The following is a 20,314-nucleotide window of genomic DNA, read 5'->3' as shown; positions in this document are numbered from 1 at the left end:
GTTATGCGCCCCATCCGGCTTGCTGGCCGCCCACGCGGTCCTCGTTGATCTTCTTCTGGTAGCCGCTGGCCTTGAAGGCGGCCAGCGGGTCCGCGGGCAAGCCGCGGGATTCACGCCACTCGGCCAGGACCGGGCGGACGTCGGTGTAGAACGCGTCGTTGAAAACTGCGTTCGCTGCCAGGACATCCCCTGCACGCTGTGCTTCGTTAAGTGCGGCCGTGTCCACCAGCAGGGCGCGGGCAGTCATTTCCTGGACGTTCAGCACCGAGCGGATCTGGCCCGGGATCTTTTCTTCCAGGTTGTGGCACTGGTCCAGCATGAGGGCCACACCGGAGTCCTTGCCGTAGCCACCGCCCCGGATGACCTCGTACATGATGCGGAAGAGCTGGAACGGATCCGCGGCACCCACGATGAGGTCGTCGTCGGCGTAGAAGCGGGAGTTGAAGTCAAAGGAGCCCAGCTTGCCCAGGCGCAGCAGCTGCATCACGATGAACTCGATGTTGGTGCCCGGCGCGTGGTGGCCGGTGTCCAGGCAGACAAACGCCTTCTCACCCAGGGCCAGGGTCTGGGCGTAGGACGTGCCCCAGTCCGGAACATCGGTGTGGTAGAAAGCCGGCTCGAAGAACTTGTACTCCAGCACCAGGCGCTGCTCGTCGCCCAGGGCCGCGTAAATTTCCTGCAGTGACTCGGCCAGGCGGTCCTGGCGGCCGCGCATGTCGTCCTGGCCCGGGTAGTTGGTGCCGTCAGCCAGCCAGATCTTCAGGTCCTTTGAACCGGTGGCATGCATGATCTCGATGCAGTCCAGGTGGTGATCGATGGCGCGGCGGCGCACTGTCTCGTTGGACGAGGTCAGGGAGCCGAACTTGTACTCATCGTCCTGGAACGTGTTGGAGTTGATGGTCCCCAGGCCAACGCCCAGGCCTGCCGCGTACTCCTTCAGTGCGGCGTAGTCATCCACCTTGTCCCACGGAATGTGCAGGGCCACGGTGGGGGCCAGGCCGGTCAGTTCGTGGACCTTGGCGGCGTCCGCCAGCTTCTCCTGCACGGTGCGCGGAGTGCCGGGGGTACCGAACACCTTGAACCGCGTGCCTGAATTTCCATAGGCCCACGAGGGGACCTCGATGGCAAGCTCCTCGAGCCTGCCCAGCGCCGTTGCTACGTCATTCATGATGGTTCTTTCCGGTGTCTGTGATGGGTCTGTTGTTGGTTGCCCCGCTGCTGGAGCCTGTTTGGGTCAGCCCGTGTGCTTCAGGAGGAAGAGGTTCCTGCGGCCGCGAGCTGGCTGTCGAGGTTGAAGACTTCTTCCATGACCTGGAACCCTTCGTCGGGCGCCTGGCCGGAGTCTTCGAAAAGTGTTGCCATTTCCGCCTGCCACCGGGCGTTCACGTCCGTGAGGGCCATGCGTGCCCTGGCCGCTTCGAAGTCGTCGCACTCCAGGTAGCCCACCAGGAGTCCGTCCTCCCCCAGGAACAGGGAGTAGTTGTTCCAGCCGGCGTCCTTGAGGGCGCGGAGCATCTCCGGCCAGACGGCAGCGTGGCGGCGCTTGTATTCCTCCAGCAGCGCCGGCTGGACGGAGGAGCGGAAGCACACCCTCATCTGGAACTCTCCTGAACTCGCGAATCTTTGAATCGTTTCATTGTTACGATTCAAAGTACTCTTGAACGTGAGTAGGTGTCAAGCATTCCGGCGCGCAGTTTCGCGAGCTGCCGGGAGCACGGCACGCAGGCCACCAGCACGGAGAATCATGAACCGCTCAGCCAGCATCAAGGACGTCGCCACCCATGCCAGCGTGGCCGTAGGCACCGTCTCGAATGTGCTGAACTACCCGGACCGGGTATCGCAGCGCACCAAGGAGCGGGTGCTGAAGGCCATTGATGAACTGGGGTTTGTCCGCAACGATGCTGCCCGCCAGCTGCGCGCCGGCCACAGCCGCACCGTGGGGCTGATTGTCCTGGACGTGGGCAACCCCTTCTTCACGTCGGTGGTGCGTGCCGCGGAGGATGCCGCGGCACTGAACGGCAGCGCCGTCCTGCTGGGCGACAGCGGCCACGACGCCGCGCGCGAAGCCAACTACATCGACCTCTTCCAGGAGCAGCGGGTCCAGGGCCTGCTGATTTCCCCCGTGGGCGATGTCACCGAGCGGCTCGACCTGCTGCGGGAGCGCGGCGTGCCCACGGTCCTGGTGGACCGGCTGGCCGATGAGTCCAAGTTCAGTTCCGTGGCGGTGGACGACGACGCCGGCGGGTACCTCGCTGCCCGGCACCTGCTGGACACCGGCCGCCGTCGGCTGGCTTTTGTGGGCGGGCCTACCTCCATCCGGCAGGTGGCAGACCGCCTGCAGGGGGCGCAGCGCGCCGTGAAGGAGGAACCGGACGCCACGCTGGAGGTCCTGAACTCCGACGGGCAGAGCGTCCTGGCCGGCCGCAGCGTGGGAAACATGCTGGTGGAACGCGGCCGGGAGGCTTTGCCCGATGGAATTTTCTGCGCCAACGACCTGCTGGCCCTGGGCGTCATGCAGTCCCTCACCATGACGCACACCTTCCGCATCCCGGAGGACGTTGCGCTGATCGGCTACGACGACATCGACTTTGCCGTCTCGGCGGTGGTTCCGCTGTCCTCCATCCGGCAGCCCACCGAGGCGCTCGGACGGACGGCCATCGAGCTGCTCACGGAAGAAGTTGAGTCGCAGAATCCGACGCACCGTTCAGTGGTGTTCACGCCCGAGCTCGTGGTCCGCCAGAGCACCGCTGCCGCCGGGGCGTCAACGGATAGCTGAGCTTCCCCAGGCCGGTCAGGCCGGAATCAGTCCCCGCTCCTGAAGGTCCTGCCACAGCTCGCGGGGAACCTCTGCGGACATGCGCTCCGCGCTGTTACTGATTTGCTCCGGCCTGCTGGCGCCTACCGTGACGTTGACGACGGCGGGGTGGCGGAAGGGAAACTGGATGGCTGCGGTGGGAAGCTCAACGCCGTGTTCGCTGCAGACGCGTGCCAGCAGCCGGGCGCGTTCCAGGATCTCCTCGCTGGCTTGGGAGTAGTTGTAGTGGGCATCCGAAGGCAGGTCGGGCTTGGCCAGGATGCCAGAGTTGTAGACGCCCACGCTCACCACTCCGGTTCCCAGCTCCAGGCATCGGTCCAGCAGCCCTGCGCCCGGGCGGCCATCGGATCCCGGCTGCTCCAGCATGGTGAACCTGCCGGCCAGCATCAGGAAATCCAGGTCCGCCGCTTCCACGCACTCCATGGCGGCGCCCGCAGTATTGGTCCCGACGCCGATGGCCCGCACCAGGCCTTCGGCCCGGAGCTTCTCCAGGGCCGGCAGCGCCGTCCTCACCGCATCTTCCATGCTGTACACATCAGGATCGTGCAGATAGGCGATATCGATGTACTCGAGGCCCAGCCGCTCCAACGACTGCTCGATGCTGCGCCTTGCCCCGGCTTCCGAAGGATCCCATTCACGCCGGAACTCGGCGGGGACGTCAAAGCCCTCCGGATCCCTGGTGTCCTTTGTTGCGGGCGACGGCACGAGGACCCTGCCCACCTTTGTTGAGACAACGAATTCTTCCCTTGGCTTGCCCGCCAAAACCTGACCCATCCGCCGCTCGGACAGGCCCAGCCCATAGTGGGGAGCTGTATCGAAGTAGCGGATGCTGGCATCCCAGGCGGCCTCCAAGGTCGCGGCAGCCTGCTCATCGGAAATAGCGCGGTACAGGTTCCCCACCCCGGTACCCCCAAAGCCAAGACGGCCAAGCTGGTCCCGCAACTGCCATTTGCCCTGGTTCATGGTCCTTCTTCCCGCACTCTTCGGCTCACGATGGCAGGAGCCTAAAGAGCGGGCATTGGTGCTGTCAACGAATGCCCGGGCCTCAGCTGATCCTGCGGCGGTGAATCGTGGAGACTAACTTTTCGGCATGGCTACGGGTGGTGCTTCAGGCCTAAAATTGTTGCGTCGGCCTACCCCGTCCGGGGGCGCCGTATTCCGGGAAGGTTGCGGTCGCCGTGGTCAAGAATCCGTTCCATCACACCCCAAGCACCGGCTCTGGGGGGAAAAAGCCGGATGGACACCACCATTCCTGGCTTCAGCGGGAAGACGCCGGAATCAGCCACGGCAAGAGCAGCCTCTTCTTCATCGCCCATGACACCCCTGTCCCGCCTTCAGTGACGTGCCTCCAAGGCCATGACATCCTGCCGGGCGAAAGCACGTGCAGGGAGGGCCATCCGATCGGCTGAGCACGGAATTGTCATAACAGCGGCAGTACCGTGCTGAGGCTCAGATCATTGCAGCAATGTGGTCCACTGCTGTGGACAATGCCGCCATGGAGGCAGGACCGCCGTGCCCTTCGTCCTCGATAACGACGAGCCGGCTCGACTTCCAGCTTTGGTGCAAACGCCACGGCGTGATGGCTGGGCCGCTGATGTCCCGCCTGCCGTGGATAAGGTAACCGGGGATGCCGTTGAGCTCGTGAATCCGAGGGATGATTTCCTGGTCGCCGGCCAGGAATCCGTCGTTGGCCCAGTAGTGCGTCACGAGGAGCGCGAAGGTCATGCGCTCCCGTTCGTCGTCAAACAGCGGTCCTGGCTGCCAGTTCGGATCAAGCGAGATGTGCGTGGATTCCCAACGCTCCCAAGCCAGTGCAGCAAGCCGGGCATCTTCGCGGTCCTGGCCGGCAAGCCGGCGGGCGTAAGCCTCCACCACGCGTTCGCCCGGGGCAGCCCGGGCAGCGCCTGAAAATTCAGCCCATGCCTCAGGAAAGATGCGTCCCACTCCTTCCGTGATCCATTCAACCTCTTCCCGGCTGCTTGCTGTCACCGCAACCAAAGCGATGCCGAGGACCCGGGAGGGATGTTTCAGGGCATAAGCGAGGGCAAGCGTGCTGCCCCAGGAAGCGCCGGTGACGATCCATTGGCTCACACCCAGGTGCTCCCTCACGGCCTCGATGTCTTCGATCAGGGCGTGGGTGGTGTTCTCCGGAAGGCGGCCGAGATCGTCCTGGACGAGTGGCGTGCTTTTGCCACAACCGCGCTGGTCCAGGCCAATAATCCGGAACCGGTTGTGGTCGTGGCGTTTACGGTAGCCCCCTTGGCCAAGGGAACCCCCGGGGCCGCCGTGAAGGTAAAGGACGGGGATGCCCGTGGGTGCGCCGGTAGCTTCCCAATAAATTCTGGCATTGGGCACGTCCACCCAGCCGCTTTCTGTCTTCGAATGCCCGCCCGTCACCCCTCCACCGTAGTGAAGCGGCTAAGTCTTCTCCACCACCAGGTTCCGGCGCGAAGCCATCTGCGGCAGGAAATCCCAACTGCTCCGGATGCCGTCCAGAAATTCCTCCGGGCAAGCTCTGCGAGATTTTGAATCGTTACATTAGCTGGACGGGGGACCACTGCGTGGCGCACACTGATGGATGGAAAGCGCTTGCTGGACCTCGCATGCGCCAGACTTTTGGTGCCCCCACCGGGCAGAATGGAGAACCATGGGAACGCCAGCTGGCACCGACGTGCCGGATGCACCGGCAGAAACTCCGGCGCCGGCAGGAGGACCGGCCGCCGCTTCCGCCAGGGCCAACGGCGGGACTGCCCGCGTTGCCCTGGTAGGTGTGCACGGCTTCGGCACCCACCACCTACGGAACCTGGAGCGTCTTCAGGCAACGGGCGCCGTCGAACTCGTTGCCGTTGCGGATCCGCAGCCGCCGGCACCCGGATCGGTTCCGGCGCAGGCTGCCGTCTTTCCGGGACTCACTGAGATGCTCGCGGAAACACCCGCCCTCGACATAATCATCGTGGCCACCCCCATCCAGACGCATGCCCCGCTGGCGCTGGCCGCCTTGGCCACGGACGCCGACCTGTACCTGGAAAAGCCTCCCGTGGCATCCCTGGCCGACTTCAACAGGCTGCGTGATGCCGCGGCCCTCGCCGGCAGAGGCGTCCAGATCGGCTTCCAAAGCCTCGGCTCGCATGCCCTTCAGGCCATCGAGGACCTGCTGGAAGCCGGCACCATCGGCACCCTGCAGGGCATCTCGGCCACGGGCCGCTGGGTGCGCGACAAGGCCTATTACAAGCGCTCACGGTGGGCCGGAAAACGCAGCATCAACGGCGTTGACGTGGTGGACGGCGTCGCCACCAACCCCCTGGCCCACGCAGTGGCGACGGCGTTAAGGATTGCCGGTGCGCGCACCCTGGCCGACGTCGCCTCCGTGGAGGCCGAACTGTACCGCGCCAACGACATCGAATCGGACGATACCTCCGTCATCCGCATCCGCACTGCGGCCGGCCTGCCCATCACGTGCGCACTCACAATCTGCGCCGCCGAGTCCGTGGAACCCTACGTCACCCTTCAGGGATCGGCCGGGACGGCGGTGTTCCACTACACCGAGGACCGTCTCACCATCGAGACGCCGTCCGGCCGGGCCGAGGAGACATTCGGCCGGGACGACCTGACGGAGAACCTCCTGGCACACCGGAACAGCGGCGCCCCGCTGATCAGCTCCCTCGTGGACAGCGGCGCTTTTATGCTCGTCCTCGAGGCCATCCGCACCGCACCGCTGCCCGCAGCCATTGATGACGCCTACGTGAGGTGGGAGGGCGACGGCGAAGCAGCCCACGCCGTCGTGGTTGACATCGAGGAGGCCCTGGAACGGGCAGGCCGGCAGCACGCCACCTTCAGCGAGCTCGGGGTGCCCTGGGCCGTCTCGGCCCCCACCGCGTTCGAGGTCCCGGTCTCCTAATGGTTCGAATCTCCTGATGGTTCCGATTTCCTGATGGTTCCGACGCCCGACAGGAAGCCCGCGCCCGGCATTGTGCACCTCGAGTGCACGGTCCCCGCTGGGGTCGCCGCGGTTATCCGGCTGCCATTCGGTACGTACGAAGTCAAGGGCCCGACGGCGGATGCCGCCGTCGTACGTTCCCTGCGGAAGGCGGGGCTGCTGCCGCGGGGGGCAGAGTGGATGCCGACGGCGGCCCGGCCGGCAACGCAGCGACGCGCGAGTTCCGGATTCATCCCCGGACCTGGACTTTCACGCCCAAGGCGGCCTTGGCCTAGACAGTCGAGCCGCGAGATGGCACTTCGGGGCAGTGTTGCCGGCGGACACTGCTGCGAACTGCCATCTCGCGAGTCAGAGCAGGGGGCGGGACCGCCTGCCATGCCACCAGAGAAGCAGCCCGATGACGGCGGCGGAGAGCATACCCAGGCCGCCGGTGACCACCAGGCCGGTGCGCACTCCGAACTGTTCCGTCAGCCACCCGGCCAGGAGTCCGCCCAAGGCGTGTCCGCCCAGCAGCAGGGGCAGGTACAGCGCCATGACCCGCCCGCGGATGGCAGGGCCGGCTTCAAGCTGGACGGCGGTGGCGGCACTGGTCAGGAACAGGAGCGTCATGAGGCCCACCACCACCAGCATGACAATGAAGAGGATGAGGTTGGGCATCAGTGCGGCTACCAGCTGGGACAGTCCGAAGAGGCCTGCCGCCGCCACGATGCCCTTCCGGCCCAGGCTCCGGAGGCGGGCCGCCAGCAGGGCGCCGGCCAGGGCACCGATGGCGCTGACGGTATTGAACAGGCCGAACCCTTCAACACCGTTGTGCCACACGCGTTCGGCAAAGGCCGCCAGGACCACCGGCCCGTTCATGCCGAACATCCCCAAAAGCCCGGCCAAGGCAATAATCAGCAGCAGGGAAGGGCGCTCACGGACGTAGCGGAACCCGGCAAGGAGCTGGCCCCGCCCGCGTTCCGCAGGGATGCTCGGATGCAGCTCGGCCGGGCGGATGGCGGCGATCAGGCAAAGCACCAGCAGGCACAACAGCGAGTTGGCTGCGAACGCTGCGGCTGACCCGGCCTGGGCGATGACTGCCCCACCCAGCGCGGGTCCCGCCATGGCGCCCAACTGCCCGATGGCATTGTTGATGCCGATGGCGGGCCGGAGGGCGGCGTCGCCCACTACTTCATTGACGAACACCTGGCTGGCGGGCTGGTTGATGGCCGAGGTGACGCCGAGCGCCACGCAGCTGGCATAAACCGCCCAGACCGTGATGGTCCCGCTCGCGGCCCAGGCCGCCAGGCCGAGGGCCAGGAAGGCAATCACTGCCTGGCAGACCAGCATGATGCGCCGTTTCGGAAACATGTCCACCAGCAGGCCGCTGAGGGGCCCCACAACCAGCATCGGCAGGAACTGCAGTGCGACGGCCACGCCCACGGCGGCCGGGCTTCCGGTCAGCTGCAGCACCAGCCAGTCCTGGGCCAGGCGCTGCATCCACACACCCACGCTGCCGGTGAATACGAGGGCAAGGAAGAGCCTGTAGTTGCGCTGCTTCAGCGGCTGGTACCAGGGGGTCTGGCTCTTCGAAGAACGGAGGGACTGTTCGGAACGCTGGCGGTCGGAAGACACGTCGGACTCAACTCAATAGCGGGCGGAAACCAGGAGGAGGTTTTAGCGGGTGGAGCGCAGTTTGACCGCTGCCGCGGCGAGGATCAGGGTGCCGGGGACCACCACGAAGAGTGCCGCGAGCATCCAGACGAACACGACGGCGCCGAAGAGCGCCGCGGCGAGGAGGAGGGACCCTGTCCAGTCCTTCAGGGACAGGGTTTGCCCGGTTTCCAGTGCGGATCGCCAGGCACTGCGGCCGTCAGTGTGGGGGCCGCTGAAGTCGGACCAGGCAGCCGTGGTGCGCAGCAGCAGGACGGCGCCTGCGGCGGCAAGGATCAGGGTGGCCGGCAGCACCACTTCCCGGCCGGGAAGCTGCCCCACCCAAGCGAGCAGAAGGTTGAGGACAATCACGACGGCGGCTGCCGCCGTCGTGATTCCCAGCTTCCAGCTGCCCGGCAGGGCAGCCTTGAACGTGCCCCACAGGCCGCGGACTGAATCGTCGCGGCCAGTAAGGTGCCGTTCCAGATGGGCGATCCCCGCCGCGTAGGCGGCGGGGATCGTCACGAGGGGGATGGACAGCACCAGCACCAGGACCCCTGCCAGGAGGGTTTCGGAGAACAGTGCGAAACGGTTCACCGGGACGGGCTCGGGATGGTTGGGGGCGGGAGTGGTGCGGTCCATGATGCTCATTTTCTGTCTGGCCTTCCGGGCCGTCAGCCCTTGAGGCCCTGGGTGGAAACGCCTTCAACAATGTACCGCTGGAATACCAGGAAGAAGATCAGCACCGGCAGCAGGGCCAGGACGGACATCGCGATCATGGCGCCGTAGTCCGAGCTCTGCGTCTGGTCCACGAAGAGCCGCAGCGCCAGCGGCAGCGGGTACTTTTCCGGGGTGTTCAGGTACAGCAGCGGGCCCAGGAAGTCGTTCCAGCTCCAGATGAAGGAGAAGATCGAGGTGGAGATCAGGGCCGGCTTCATGAGCGGCAGCATGATGGACGTGAAGATCCGGACGTGGCCGGCGCCGTCGATCCTGGCGGCCTCGTCCAGCTCACCGGGAAGGTTGCGCATGAACTGGACCATCAGGAAGACGAAGAACGCGTCGGCGGCGAGGAACTTGCCGATCAGCAGCGGTACGTAGGTGTCCACCAGGCCAAGCTGCTGGAACACGATGTACTGCGGGATGATCACCACGTGGAACGGCAGGAGCAGCGTTGCGATCATCATGCCGAAGAAGATGCTTCGGCCCGGGAACTTGATCCGTGCGAAGGCGTACGCCGAGACGCTGGCCGAGAGGATGGTTCCCACCACAGCACCCAGCGCCAGGACCAGCGAGTTGGTGAAGAACTGCAGCGTGGACACGCCGCCGATGCCCTCCATCGCCGTGACGAAGTTGTCGAAGCTGAAGTTGTTGGACCACAGCGACGTGTTGGCGCCGCCGATCTCCGCGTTCGGTTTGAACGCCGAGGCGATCATCCACAGGCCCGGATACAGGACCACTGCCGTCAGCGCGAGGGCCACGACGTGGAAGATAGTGCTCTTGGCACGCTTGGCCCCTGCCGACTCGGACTTGGGGTTGTAGTTCAGCACCTGTGCGTCCGGGGAGGACTGCGTGGGGGTTGCCATGGTTGTCATTTTGCATCACCGCTGTAGTGGACCCAGGACTTGGACGTGCGGAAGATGATCAGGGTCAGGATGCCCACAACGATCAGGAGCAGCCAGGCCATTGCCGAGGCGTAGCCCATCCGGAAGTCGCTGAAGCCGCGCAGGTACAGGTAGAGGGTGTAGAAGAGGGTTGAGCCGGCCGGGCCGCCTTCACCGTTGGAAATGATGTACGCCGAGTTGAAGATCTGGAACGCGTGGATGGTTTCCATCAGCAGGTTGAAGAAGATCACCGGGGAGAGCATGGGCCAGGTGATGTTGAAGAACTTCCGCACCGGGCCGGCACCGTCCATGGACGCAGCCTCGTAAAGATCCGCCGGGATCTGCTTCAGGCCGGCCAGGAAGATCACCATCGGGGCGCCGAACTGCCACACCGTCAGGAGGATGAACATCGGCATGGTCATGCCGGGGTTGCCTACCCAGCCGCCCAGATTGATGCCGAAGAAGGAGAGGCCCTGGTCCACGGGGCCGGAATCGCCGAACATGGCTTTCCAGACGATGGCGATGGACACGGACGCGCCGATCAGGGACGGGGCGTAGAAGGCGGAGCGGTAGAAGCCCTGGCCGCGGCGCTTGCTGTTCAGCAGCATGGCCACTGCCAGTGCGGCGGCGAGCTTGAGCGGGGTACCGAACACAACGTAGCTGACGGTGACGCCCACGGACTGCAGGAACCGTTCGTCCTGGAAGAGGGAGGTGTAGTTGTCCAGGCCGATCCACTTGGGCGGATCGAACAGGTTGTAGTTGGTGAAGGACAGGTACAGCGAGGAGATCATCGGCCCAACGGTGAGGGCGATGAATCCCAGCAGCCAGGGCAGCAGGAAGGTGTAGCCGGCGCGGGCATCCACCCCCTGCTGCCGCGACTTGCGCGGCAGCGGGGCGGTGGACTGCGTCGAACGCCTGCTCAGAGTTGGGCTTTGAGTCACGAGTTCATTCCGTCAGTTGTGAAGCCTGAATCAGACAATGTGCCTGATCAGGCATTCTGCTTGATGAGGTCTTCGGCTTCCTTGAACCATGCATCCGCAGCACCGTCGACGGTGAGCTTGCCGAAGTTCAGGTCCGAGGCGACGCGCTTGAAGGAAGTTTCCAGCGTGCCGAAGCCGACGATGGGCGGCTCGGGGGCGTCCTTGAGGTACTGCTCGATGGACTTTTCGTAGTCCACCACGAGCTTGTCGGTACCTTCGAAGGTGGTGCCGTCGCGCTGGGTCTTGGACGCCGGAACGCCGCGGGAGGTCTTGAAGATCTGGCCTACCTCGGGGTCGTTGACCATGAAGTCGATGAACCGGGCTGCAGCGTCCTTGAACTTGGTCTTGGCACTGGCCACCATCAGCATGGACGGCTTGAGGAACAGGCCCAGGTTGTCCGGGTCGTCGGAGGGTACCGGAACCAGCTTGAGCTCCTTGGCGCCGCTGTCCGCCAGGTAGCCGGCCATGAAGTTGTCCCAGGTGACCTCGGTGGCGGTGACGTTGGAACCGAACGGAGACTTGGGTGCCAGCTGCGTGACGCGCTCTTCGGAAACGATGGCCGGGGTGCCGCGAAGGCCGGCGGGGAGGTTCCACCACTTCTTCAGGTCGTCCTTGGTGAAGCCGAGCTTGCCGTCCTCGGTGAAGGCTTCGATGTTGTTCTGGCGGAGCCAGATGTTGAACATCCACCAGACACCGGTGTAGTCGGTGGAGCCGAACAGGGCGCCGGAGCTCTTGGTGCCCACCTCCGTGAGGAACTCGTTGAACTCCTTGTAGGTCCACTTGCCGGTGGGCTCCGCGATGCCGAGTCCGGCCAGTTTGGCGGGGTCGTAGTAGACGGCGAACGCGTTGGTGCTGGTGGGAATGCCGTAGGTCTTGCCCTTGATCTGGCCCGACGGCAGGAGGGACTTTTCGAAGGCGTCCGTGTTGATGTTGACGGTGCTGAGGTCCAGGAGCTGGTTGCGCTGGCCGTAGTCGCGCAGGTAGGACAGGTCCCACTGCATGACGTCCGGCAGGCCGCCGCCGGCGGCTTCGGTGGCACGCTTCTGCCAGTAGCCCGCGAAGTCGGTGAAGTTGCCGTTGACCTTGATATCCGGGTTCTTGGACTCGAACAGGGCAATGGCCTTGCGGGTGCGCTCGGCGCGGTCGTCGTTGCCCCACCAGGTGTAGTTGATGGTGACGGGGTTCTCCGCGGAACCGGTCTGTCCTGCGGTGCTGGATCCGGTGCCACAAGCGGCCAGTGCGGCGGCAGATGCGGTACCGACGGCAACGGTAGTGAGGAAATGCCTTCTATTGATCACGGGAGCCTCCTTGCTCGATGTGTGCAATCCCTGATCTCATCTACAACGTGAGTAGTGAGCTGGCTTACACGGCTTCTGAAACGATACAATATCCGCATTCCCCGATTTGGGCAAGCGTTTTCCAAAGTTCCGATTTCTTATCCAGGTTTCACCCTTCCAGCAGACAAAGGAGTCCCATGACCACGCAGGAAACCACCGGCCCGGCGAGCGTTTGGAACAACGTCAAAGGCATCGCCTTCGGCGGAGACTACAACCCCGAGCAGTGGCCCGTCAGCGTCCGGCTTGAGGATCTGGAGCTGATGAAGGAAGCCGGCGTGAACTTCCTCAGCGTCGGAATCTTCTCCTGGGCGCTGCTGGAACCGGCGGAAGGGCAGTACCACTTCGGCTGGCTGGACGAAGTACTGGACAACCTTGCCGGCATCGGCGTCAAGGTGGCCCTGGCCACCGCCACCGCCGCCCCGCCGGCCTGGCTGGTACGCAAGCACCCGGAAATCCTCCCCGTCACGGCTGACGGAACGGTGCTGGGACCGGGCTCGCGGCGGCACTACACGCCGTTGTCGGCCGTCTACCGCCGGTACGCGAAGGGCATCACGCGGGTCCTCGCGGAGCGCTACAAGGACCACCCCGCACTGGCACTCTGGCACGTTGACAACGAATTGGGCTGCCACGTCTCGGAGTTCTACGGTGAGGAGGACACCGTCGCGTTCCGGGCCTGGCTGGAGCGGCGCTACGGCACCATCGATGCGCTCAATGCGGCCTGGGGAACAGCCTTCTGGAGCCAGAACTATGGTTCATTCGAGGAAATCCTGCCTCCCGGAGTTGCTCCCAGCACACTGAACCCGGGCCAGCAGCTGGACTTCCAGCGGTTCAACTCCTGGGCCCTGATGGACTACTACCGCGACCTCGTCTCCGTACTCCGCGAAGTAACCCCCGGAGTCCCCTGCACCACCAATCTGATGGCGTCCAGTGCCACCAAGTCCATGGACTATTTCGACTGGGCCAAGGACCTGGACGTCATCGCGAACGACCACTACCTCGTCGCCGCCGACCCCGAACGGCACGTGGAACTCGCGTTCAGCGCGGATCTCACGCGGGGAATTGCGGGCGGTGACCCGTGGATCCTGATGGAACATTCGACGTCGGCCGTTAACTGGCAGCCCCGCAACCAGCCAAAGATGCCTGGCGAGATGCTCCGCAACTCCCTGGCGCATGTGGCGCGAGGCGCCGATGCAGTGATGTTCTTCCAGTGGCGCCAGAGCTTTGCGGGCTCCGAAAAGTTCCACTCCGCCATGGTCCCGCACGGCGGGCGCGAAACGCGCGTGTGGCGCGAAGTGGTGGACCTCGGGGCTGCCCTCAAGCGGCTTGAGCCGGTCCGCGGTTCACGGGTGGAATCCCGGGCGGCCATCGTCTTTGACTACGAGGCATGGTGGGCCAGCGAGATCGATTCGAAGCCCAGCATCGACGTCCGGTACCTGGACCTGCTGCGGGCCTTCCACCGCTCGCTGTACCTGCGGGGTGTTTCCGTTGACGTGGTGCACCCGTCGGCATCGCTGGAGGGGTACGACCTGGTCCTTGTCTGCACGCTGTACTCCGTGGCCGATGGCGCGGCGGCCAATATCGCGGCTGCCGCTTCCGCCGGGGCCACCGTCCTGGTGAGCTACTTCAGCGGGATCGTGGACGAGAAGGACCACGTCCGACTGGGCGGCTACCCGGGAGCGTTCCGCGAACTGCTGGGCGTGCGGGTGGAGGAATTCCACCCCCTGCTGGCCGGCTCGCAGCTGAAGCTGAGTGACGGCACCGTTTCCGCCGTCTGGAGCGAACACGTCCACCTTGCCGGTGCGGAAGCGGTCCAAACATTTACCGGGTACCCGCTGGAGGGCGTGCCGTCCCTGACCCGCCGCGCCGTGGGCAGTGGAGCCGCGTGGTATCTCGCCACGTTCCCGGACACCGACGGCATTGAGGCCCTGGTGGATCGGCTCCTGGCGGAATCCCGCGTTGCTCCTGCGGCGGTTGCGGATTCCGGCGTGGAGGTGGTTCGCCGGCGTTCGGCTGACGGGCGCAGCTTCCTGTTCGCCATCAACCACACCCGCTCTGACGCTTCGGTGGAGGCTGCGGGAACGGACCTGCTGACCGGCGGGGCATTCGGTGGGATTATTGCGGCCGGGAGCGTGGCGGTGATCGCCGAGGACTGACCTCCCTTCTTGGGGTGCCGCTTCAGCGCGGCGCCCCTGGTGCCGGGCGACAAGAGGGTCCCGCTCCCCTGGATGCTCCCGCGAGAATATATGTACGACGGCGGCGCCTCCCTTGGGCGCCGCTTCAGCGCGGCGCCTCGTGGCGGACGGCAAGGGGCCTCGCTCCCGCTCATTTGGCATACGACGGCGGCGCCTCCTTGGGCGCCGCCTCGGGACTTGGGGGGGCGCGGCACCTTGCCGCACCCCAGGCCGGTTTCGCTGTTCCGGCTTTGTGCGCTGCCGCCCCCCCGCGTTTTCCACATAGCAATTTTAAGCAGCAGGTTTTGTCGGACCCTGCTGGAAGACTTTGTTTATGGAAGCGGTTGGGGCGTTGGCAGAGGTAAGCGGGGCGGGCAATCTTGGTGTGCCGCCTGTTCCGGCTGAATTGCCGGCTGCCACTGCCTCGTCGGTTGACACTGTCCGGAATGCAATGCCTGGCGTCCCGCTCGGCGCCGCTGTCCGGGAGGCCCACGTTGCTATGCCGTCGGTGGCTGATGTCCGGGAGGCCCATGGTGCTATCCCCGGTGTCGGCGCGATCCGGGACGCCCTGGCGGCTGTCCCGTCGGTTGCCGCTGTCCGGGAGGCCTTGGATGCGGTGCGGGTCTGCGCTGATGGTGCCGGCATGATTGATCAGCTGCGGGAGCTTGAGGACCTGAAATCTGCTGCGGCTGCTAAACAGGCCGATATCGCTGTTGCCTTTGACCTGTTCCAGCGCCGGGTCCAGGCCGCCGCCGGGGTTCCTGCCGATGAACTCAGTGCCGGCGTGGGTGCCCAAATTGCGCTGGCGCGGCGCGAGTCGCCGTCGCGCGGAGGGAGGCTGCTGGGCCTGGGCAAAGCCCTGGTCACCGAAATGCCGCGAACGTTCGCCGCGCTGCGGAACGGGCAGCTGAATGAATGGCGCACCACGCTGGTCGTGCGGGAAACAGCCTGCCTGTCGGCCGAGGACCGGCAGGCGGTGGACGAGGAGCTCGCCGCGGACACCGGCACGTTCACCGGCGCCGGAGACAAAGCCATTGTTGCCGCTGTCCGGGCCGCCGCCTATCGGAAGGATCCCCAGTCTGTGGCGCGGCGGGCCAGCCACGCCGTGACCGAACGGACCGTGTCGTTGCGTCCGGCGCCGGACACCATGACGTACCTGACCGCGCTGCTGCCCGTCGCCGAGGGTGTGGCCGCGTACGCGTCGCTTACCCGGCATGCCGATACCTTGCGGGCCTCCGGGGATGAACGCTCCCGCGGACAGATCATGGCCGATTCCCTGGTCGAACGCGTCACTGGCACCCCGGGCGGGATCACCGGGATCGACATCCAGCTCGTCATGACCGACCGCACCCTCTTTCAAGGTGACAGCGAACCCGCCCGACTCAACGGCTACGGCATAGTCCCCGCACAATGGGCACGCGAAACCATCCTGAACAGGACAACCGGCACCACTGCAGCGGGGATGGCCGCCCCGGACGCTGGTTCTGGTTCTGGTTCTGGTTCTCCTGACCAGCATGAATTGTCCGTTTGGCTCCGCCGGCTCTACACAGCCCCCGGCAGCGGCGAGCTGGTCGCGATGGACTCAAAAGCCAGGTTCTTCCCGCCCGGGCTCCGCCGCTTCCTCCAAATACGCGACGACACCTGCCGGACCCCGTACTGCGACGCTCCGATCCGGCATGACGACCACATCATCCCCTGGCACAACGATGGCCCAACCACCGCCGGCAACGGCCAAGGGCTCTGCGAAGCCTGCAACCACACCAAGGAAAACCCCGGCTGGACCGCCACACGCATCGCCGGGGGTCGCCACACCGTCGAAACCCGGACCCCAACGGGCCACACTTACCACTCCACCGCGCCCCCACTTCCCGGGACGCCGCTTATTGGCGCGCCCGTCAAGGCTCCAACTCCAATACCGCTAACCACTGGGGGACGTGGAGTCGATCCAGCAGCGAGGGAATGTGCGGAGCACGCCAGCCAGCAGAAACCAGGCGTCATTGTGTTGGGCCGCGTCATGCAACACCATCCCCAGGTTTCGCGTGAAAAGGTGCGTCCAAGAAGCTCCCCTTGAACAGCTCCACGTATATAGCTCCGGCTTAAACAGCTCCGCCCCGGAAGGAACCGAAGGGTTCCCGCCGGGACGGTGCTGCCACCCGCCGTCGGACGTTAGGGGGCGGAGGAGGCTTCCACCCGATCTGTCCGGAGCCGTGTTGGCGGTGTGAAAACTAGCTGCTGATGGCTGACTTCATCTCGTCGTGCGCCTTCTTGCCGGCTTCCTCCGTGGACAGCCGTTCGAAGAGGACCTCGGAGGTGTACCGCTTGATGATCTCCTGGATGGAACCGGCGCCCTTCGGCGGCGGAGCCGGAGCCTCGCCAAGCTCGTCCTTGATCTGGTCGATGAACTTGACCACCTTGACGTCTGCCGGGGTCAGCTTGGATTCGATGGCTGCCCGGACCTCGGAGTTCGGGTAGACGCCACGGTCAGCAAGGAGTGTTTCGCCGGCCTTGACGTTGTTGGCCAGGAAGTTGATGAACTTGGCAGTTTCCTCAGGATGCTTGGTGCGCGAGGAGGCTGACCAGAACTGCGAGGCCTTGTACCAAAGGCCGGCGTCAGCGGCAGACCCTGTCTTGGTGGGGAACCGCAGGATCTTCAGGTCGCTGCCGGAAGCCTTTTCCAGGGCAGGAGCCTGGTTGGACCACCAGAACGCCATGCCGTTCTTGCCGGTGGCGAGGCCACTCTGGTCCAGCGGGGCAGCCTCGGCTTCAACAACCTCGGATGCCGTGGGAACTGCCTTGTTCTCGCTGAGCTGCTTCAGGAACGCCCACCATTCGGCGATGTCACTGGGCTCGAAACCCAGCTTGCCGTCAGACGTGTACAGGGACTTGCCGTTCTGGCGGAGCCAAACGCCGAGTGAAGCCTCATCGGTTCCGTAGGCGGCGGCGCCGTAAGTGCCCTTGGGGGATTTTTCCGTGATTTCGGAGGCGATCCGCTCGAAGTCATCCCAGGTCCACTTGGAGTCATCCGGCAGCGGGACGCCGGCTGCCTCGAAGACGGCCGGGTTGGCCAGGATGGTGGCGGCGTTGATGCCTGCGGCGATGCCGGTCAGCCCGTCCTCGCTCTTGCCTGCATTCAGCGCGGCTTCATCGAGCTTGGACGTGTCGATCTCGTATTTGGAGAGATCCAACAGGGCGCCGCGGCTTGAGTATTCGGTGATGTACTTTTCGTCCATCTGGATGATGTCCGGGGCGTCGTTGGCGGCAACCTGGGTGGCGAGCTTATCCCAGTAACCGCTCCAGTCGCCGAACTCCGGCTTGATCTTGATGTTGGGGTTCTCGGCCTCGAACTGCTTGATGGCCTCCTGGGTCAGCTGGGCGCGCTTGTCGCCGCCCCACCAGGAGAACCGCAGTTCCACAGTGCCGTCGGCGTTTTGCGGGGCGGCTCCCCCGCCGCAGGCACTAAGGGCCATAACGACGGCGGCTGCAGCGGCAACCACGCCTGTCTTACGGATGCGGCGGGCTGCGCCACGGGATGGAGTCTCTGCCGATTGCTTTGCAGCAGACGCAGAACGGTGGAAAAGCGGCACTGGGTACTCCGATCTTCTTTGATCTAGGTGCTGGGGATGGTTTGCTTCGGATGCTGGTGTTGCAGGGTTTCAGTATTTCTTGATGCTGGGGCAGTTAGCGGGAAAACGCTTTCTGCACCTAATGCTACAAGTGAAGAACTTGTATTACAAGAAGTTGGCGAGGGCAATTTTACGGGCGGTTTCGTTCCGGCAGCCCAACGGCCCGCCGCGGGGACGGGCCGTCGGACTGCGCTGCAGGTGCCCTGGAAAGTCGCCTGATCGCGGCGCCCGTCAGGTCCTGCAAAGTGCAGGTTACTTGATGCCGGTGGTGGCGATGCCCTTGATGAGGAACCGCTGGCCGAAGAGGAAGACGAGGAAGACCGGCAGCAGGGACACGATGGACATCGCGAACAGCGATCCCCAGCTGGTGGCGGACTGCGAGTCCACGAAGGCGCGCAGTGCCACGGGGACGGTGAACATATCCGGGTCCGTCAGGTAGATCAGGGCTCCGAAGAAGTCGTTCCAGGTCCAGATGAAGGTGAAGATGGTGGTGGTGGCCAGCGCGGGGACCATCAGCGGCAGGATGACCCGCAGGAAGATGCGCGGGTGGCCGGCGCCGTCGATCCGGGCCGCTTCATCCAGTTCGCGCGGGATGCCGCGGATGAACTGGACCATCAGGAAGACGAAGAACGCTTCGGTGGCCAGCAGCTTGGGCACGATCAGCGGCCAGAAGGTGTTCACCCAGCCGATCTGCGAGAACAGGATGTACTGCGGAACGATGACCACGTGGAACGGCAGCATGATGGTCAGCAGCATGATGCCGAAGAACAGCTTCTTGCCGGTGAACTGCAGCCGGGCGAAGGCGTAGGCGGCCATGGAGCAGGAGATCAGGTTGCCCAGGATCGAGCCGATCACCACGATGGCGGAGTTGATCATGTAGTGCCCGAACGGGTGGGTCAGGGCGGACCAGCCGTCCGTGTAGTTGCTCATCTCCAGGCTGTCGAGCCAGAGCCCGGGTTCGCGGAAGATCAGTTCGTTTGCCCGCAGCGAGGAGACGATCATCCACAGCAGCGGGTAGATCATCAGGCCGCCGGCAAGGATCAGGATGGCGTGCTTCATCAGTGCTTTACCGCGCTGGGCCCTGCTGAAGGCGAGGGTGCCGCGGGACTCGCGGACCTTGGGCTTGCGGTGGTTCGTAGGCTTGCCCGGCCCTGACTTCTTGTCCGGGGTGGGCAGCGTCTCCAGCTTAGTCGTCATAGAAAACCCAATACTTAGAAGCGATGAAGTTGATGGCGGTGAAGACACCGATGATGACCAGCAGGAACCACGCCATGGCGGAGGCGTAGCCCATGTCGAACTGGCCGAACCCCTTTTGGTAGAGGTACAGGGTGAAGAACATCGTGGAGTCGGACGGGCCGCCGTTGCCGCCGGAGACGATGAACGCCTGGGTGAACGACTGGAACGAACCGATGATCTGCAGCACCAGGTTGAAGAAGAGGATGGGGCTCAGCATCGGCATGGTGATCCGCCAGAACTGCTGCAGCGTGGTGGCGCCGTCAACCTTTGCGGCCTCGTAGTACATCACCGGAATCTGCCGCAGGCCGGCCAGGAAGATGATCATGGGGGCGCCGAAGGTCCACACGTGAAGCAGGATGATCGATCCGAGCGCGGTGCTGGGATCGGAGATCCAGCCCGGGCCCTGGATGCCGAACATCGCCAGGACCTGGTTGACCAGGCCGGTGGTGCCGAAGATCTGCTTCCACAGGATGGCAACGGCCACCGAACCGCCCAGCAGGGACGGCAAGTAAAACACGGAGCGGTAGAACGGCAGTCCGCGCAGGCCTTTATCCAGGACCAGGGCGATCAGCAGTGCCACGGCCAGCTGCAGCGGAACGCCGACCAGGACGTAGGTGAACGTTACGCCGAGCGAGTTGTGCAGCCGGGCATCGGTCAGCATCCGGGTGAAGTTGTCCAGGCCCACCCATTCCGGGGGCTGGAGCAGGTTGTAGTCCGTGAAGGATAGGTACAGGGACATGATCATGGGCCCGATGGTGATGGCCACAAGGCCCACCAGCCACGGCAGAAGGAAGATATAGGCGGCCTTGTTATCCCGGCCGTTCGCCTTCTTTTCCTCGGCGGAGAGTTTGCCCTTGCGGCGGGAAATCGAGCTGAGCTCGCTGATGGCGCTCACCGCAGTTGCCCCGTCCCGTTCAGGCCCGCTGCTGCCGGCGCATGCGCCGGGCGCGGTGTCCTGGGTATGTGTTTTGCGGCCATGTTG

16 protein-coding genes are annotated in these 20,314 nt (G+C 64.8%); 4 read left to right on the top strand and 12 right to left on the bottom strand.

Features of this window, described 5'->3' with window-relative positions:
- Nucleotide 1 precedes the first annotated feature (1 nt).
- Both rhaI and AC5RWA_RS01330 read right to left on the bottom strand, forming a co-directional pair.
- Nucleotides 2–1,168 (bottom strand): L-rhamnose isomerase, encoded by a 1,167-nt coding sequence (rhaI, locus tag AC5RWA_RS01335; protein WP_079597517.1) that lies wholly within the window; start codon nt 1,166–1,168, stop codon nt 2–4.
- Nucleotides 1,169–1,248: 80 nt separating this feature from the next.
- Nucleotides 1,249–1,596 carry an L-rhamnose mutarotase gene (locus tag AC5RWA_RS01330; RefSeq protein WP_079597518.1) on the bottom strand — a complete coding sequence of 116 codons (348 nt, stop codon included), beginning with the start codon at nt 1,594–1,596 and terminating at the stop codon, nt 1,249–1,251.
- Nucleotides 1,597–1,744: 148 nt separating this feature from the next.
- Here AC5RWA_RS01330 and AC5RWA_RS01325 point away from each other — a divergent pair, with 148 nt between their 5' ends.
- A complete protein-coding gene (locus AC5RWA_RS01325; RefSeq protein WP_494056242.1) occupies nt 1,745–2,776 on the top strand; it encodes a LacI family DNA-binding transcriptional regulator in 1,032 nt (343 codons plus the stop codon).
- 15 nt (nt 2,777–2,791) lie between these two features.
- Here the strand turns inward: AC5RWA_RS01325 and AC5RWA_RS01320 are convergent, their stop codons facing one another.
- Together AC5RWA_RS01320 and AC5RWA_RS01315 are read right to left on the bottom strand one after the other, a co-directional pair.
- Nucleotides 2,792–3,778, bottom strand: a complete 987-nt coding sequence (locus AC5RWA_RS01320) for an aldo/keto reductase (protein ID WP_494056241.1) — start codon at nt 3,776–3,778, stop codon at nt 2,792–2,794.
- Nucleotides 3,779–4,264: 486 nt separating this feature from the next.
- Complete coding sequence (locus AC5RWA_RS01315) at nt 4,265–5,212, bottom strand: alpha/beta fold hydrolase (RefSeq protein WP_494056240.1); 948 nt, start codon at nt 5,210–5,212, stop codon at nt 4,265–4,267.
- 250 nt (nt 5,213–5,462) lie between these two features.
- Here AC5RWA_RS01315 and AC5RWA_RS01310 point away from each other — a divergent pair, with 250 nt between their 5' ends.
- A complete protein-coding gene (locus AC5RWA_RS01310) occupies nt 5,463–6,713 on the top strand; it encodes a Gfo/Idh/MocA family protein (RefSeq protein ID WP_494056239.1) in 1,251 nt (416 codons plus the stop codon).
- A 387-nt stretch (nt 6,714–7,100) separates the two neighbouring features.
- Here AC5RWA_RS01310 and AC5RWA_RS01305 read toward each other — a convergent pair whose 3' ends face one another.
- From AC5RWA_RS01305 to AC5RWA_RS01285, 5 genes are read right to left on the bottom strand one after another with little or no spacing between them, the layout of a single operon-like run.
- Complete coding sequence (locus AC5RWA_RS01305; RefSeq protein ID WP_494056238.1) at nt 7,101–8,366, bottom strand: MFS transporter; 1,266 nt, start codon at nt 8,364–8,366, stop codon at nt 7,101–7,103.
- 42 nt (nt 8,367–8,408) lie between these two features.
- On the bottom strand, nt 8,409–9,035 hold the full coding sequence (locus tag AC5RWA_RS01300) for a Poxvirus protein I5 (RefSeq protein WP_494056237.1): 627 nt from the start codon (nt 9,033–9,035) through the stop codon (nt 8,409–8,411).
- Between the two features lie 23 nt (nt 9,036–9,058).
- Nucleotides 9,059–9,976 (bottom strand): carbohydrate ABC transporter permease, encoded by a 918-nt coding sequence (locus tag AC5RWA_RS01295; RefSeq protein WP_079597525.1) that lies wholly within the window; start codon nt 9,974–9,976, stop codon nt 9,059–9,061.
- On the bottom strand, nt 9,973–10,926 hold the full coding sequence (locus AC5RWA_RS01290) for a carbohydrate ABC transporter permease (protein ID WP_494056236.1): 954 nt from the start codon (nt 10,924–10,926) through the stop codon (nt 9,973–9,975). The genes AC5RWA_RS01295 and AC5RWA_RS01290 overlap by 4 nt, the downstream gene beginning before the upstream one ends.
- Before the next feature lie 47 nt (nt 10,927–10,973).
- Nucleotides 10,974–12,263, bottom strand: coding sequence for an ABC transporter substrate-binding protein (locus AC5RWA_RS01285; RefSeq protein WP_079597527.1), 1,290 nt, complete (start codon nt 12,261–12,263; stop codon nt 10,974–10,976).
- Between the two features lie 176 nt (nt 12,264–12,439).
- Here AC5RWA_RS01285 and AC5RWA_RS01280 point away from each other — a divergent pair, with 176 nt between their 5' ends.
- Both AC5RWA_RS01280 and AC5RWA_RS01275 read left to right on the top strand, forming a co-directional pair.
- Nucleotides 12,440–14,455 carry a beta-galactosidase gene (locus AC5RWA_RS01280; protein ID WP_494056235.1) on the top strand — a complete coding sequence of 672 codons (2,016 nt, stop codon included), beginning with the start codon at nt 12,440–12,442 and terminating at the stop codon, nt 14,453–14,455.
- Between the two features lie 661 nt (nt 14,456–15,116).
- Entirely contained in the window at nt 15,117–16,544 is a 1,428-nt protein-coding gene (locus tag AC5RWA_RS01275) for an HNH endonuclease (protein WP_494056684.1), read from the top strand.
- Nucleotides 16,545–16,698: 154 nt separating this feature from the next.
- Here AC5RWA_RS01275 and AC5RWA_RS01270 read toward each other — a convergent pair whose 3' ends face one another.
- The 3 genes from AC5RWA_RS01270 to AC5RWA_RS01260 all read right to left on the bottom strand — a co-directional run bounded on the left by AC5RWA_RS01270 (nt 16,699) and on the right by AC5RWA_RS01260 (nt 20,227).
- Nucleotides 16,699–18,057: an ABC transporter substrate-binding protein gene (locus tag AC5RWA_RS01270; protein WP_494056234.1), complete on the bottom strand. Its 1,359-nt coding sequence runs from the start codon at nt 18,055–18,057 to the stop codon at nt 16,699–16,701.
- Nucleotides 18,058–18,348: 291 nt separating this feature from the next.
- The gene (locus AC5RWA_RS01265) at nt 18,349–19,293 is read right to left on the bottom strand and encodes a carbohydrate ABC transporter permease (RefSeq protein ID WP_115524817.1); all 945 of its coding nucleotides are present in this window, start codon (nt 19,291–19,293) and stop codon (nt 18,349–18,351) included.
- The gene (locus AC5RWA_RS01260; RefSeq protein ID WP_079597532.1) at nt 19,283–20,227 is read right to left on the bottom strand and encodes a carbohydrate ABC transporter permease; all 945 of its coding nucleotides are present in this window, start codon (nt 20,225–20,227) and stop codon (nt 19,283–19,285) included. The genes AC5RWA_RS01265 and AC5RWA_RS01260 overlap by 11 nt, the downstream gene beginning before the upstream one ends.
- Between the last annotated feature and the right edge of the window lie 87 nt (nt 20,228–20,314).

The organism is Arthrobacter sp. 210 2 (genome assembly GCF_059093025.1).
Note: the sequence above shows the minus strand (reverse complement) of the source record. Positions and strands in the feature narration are given on the sequence as shown.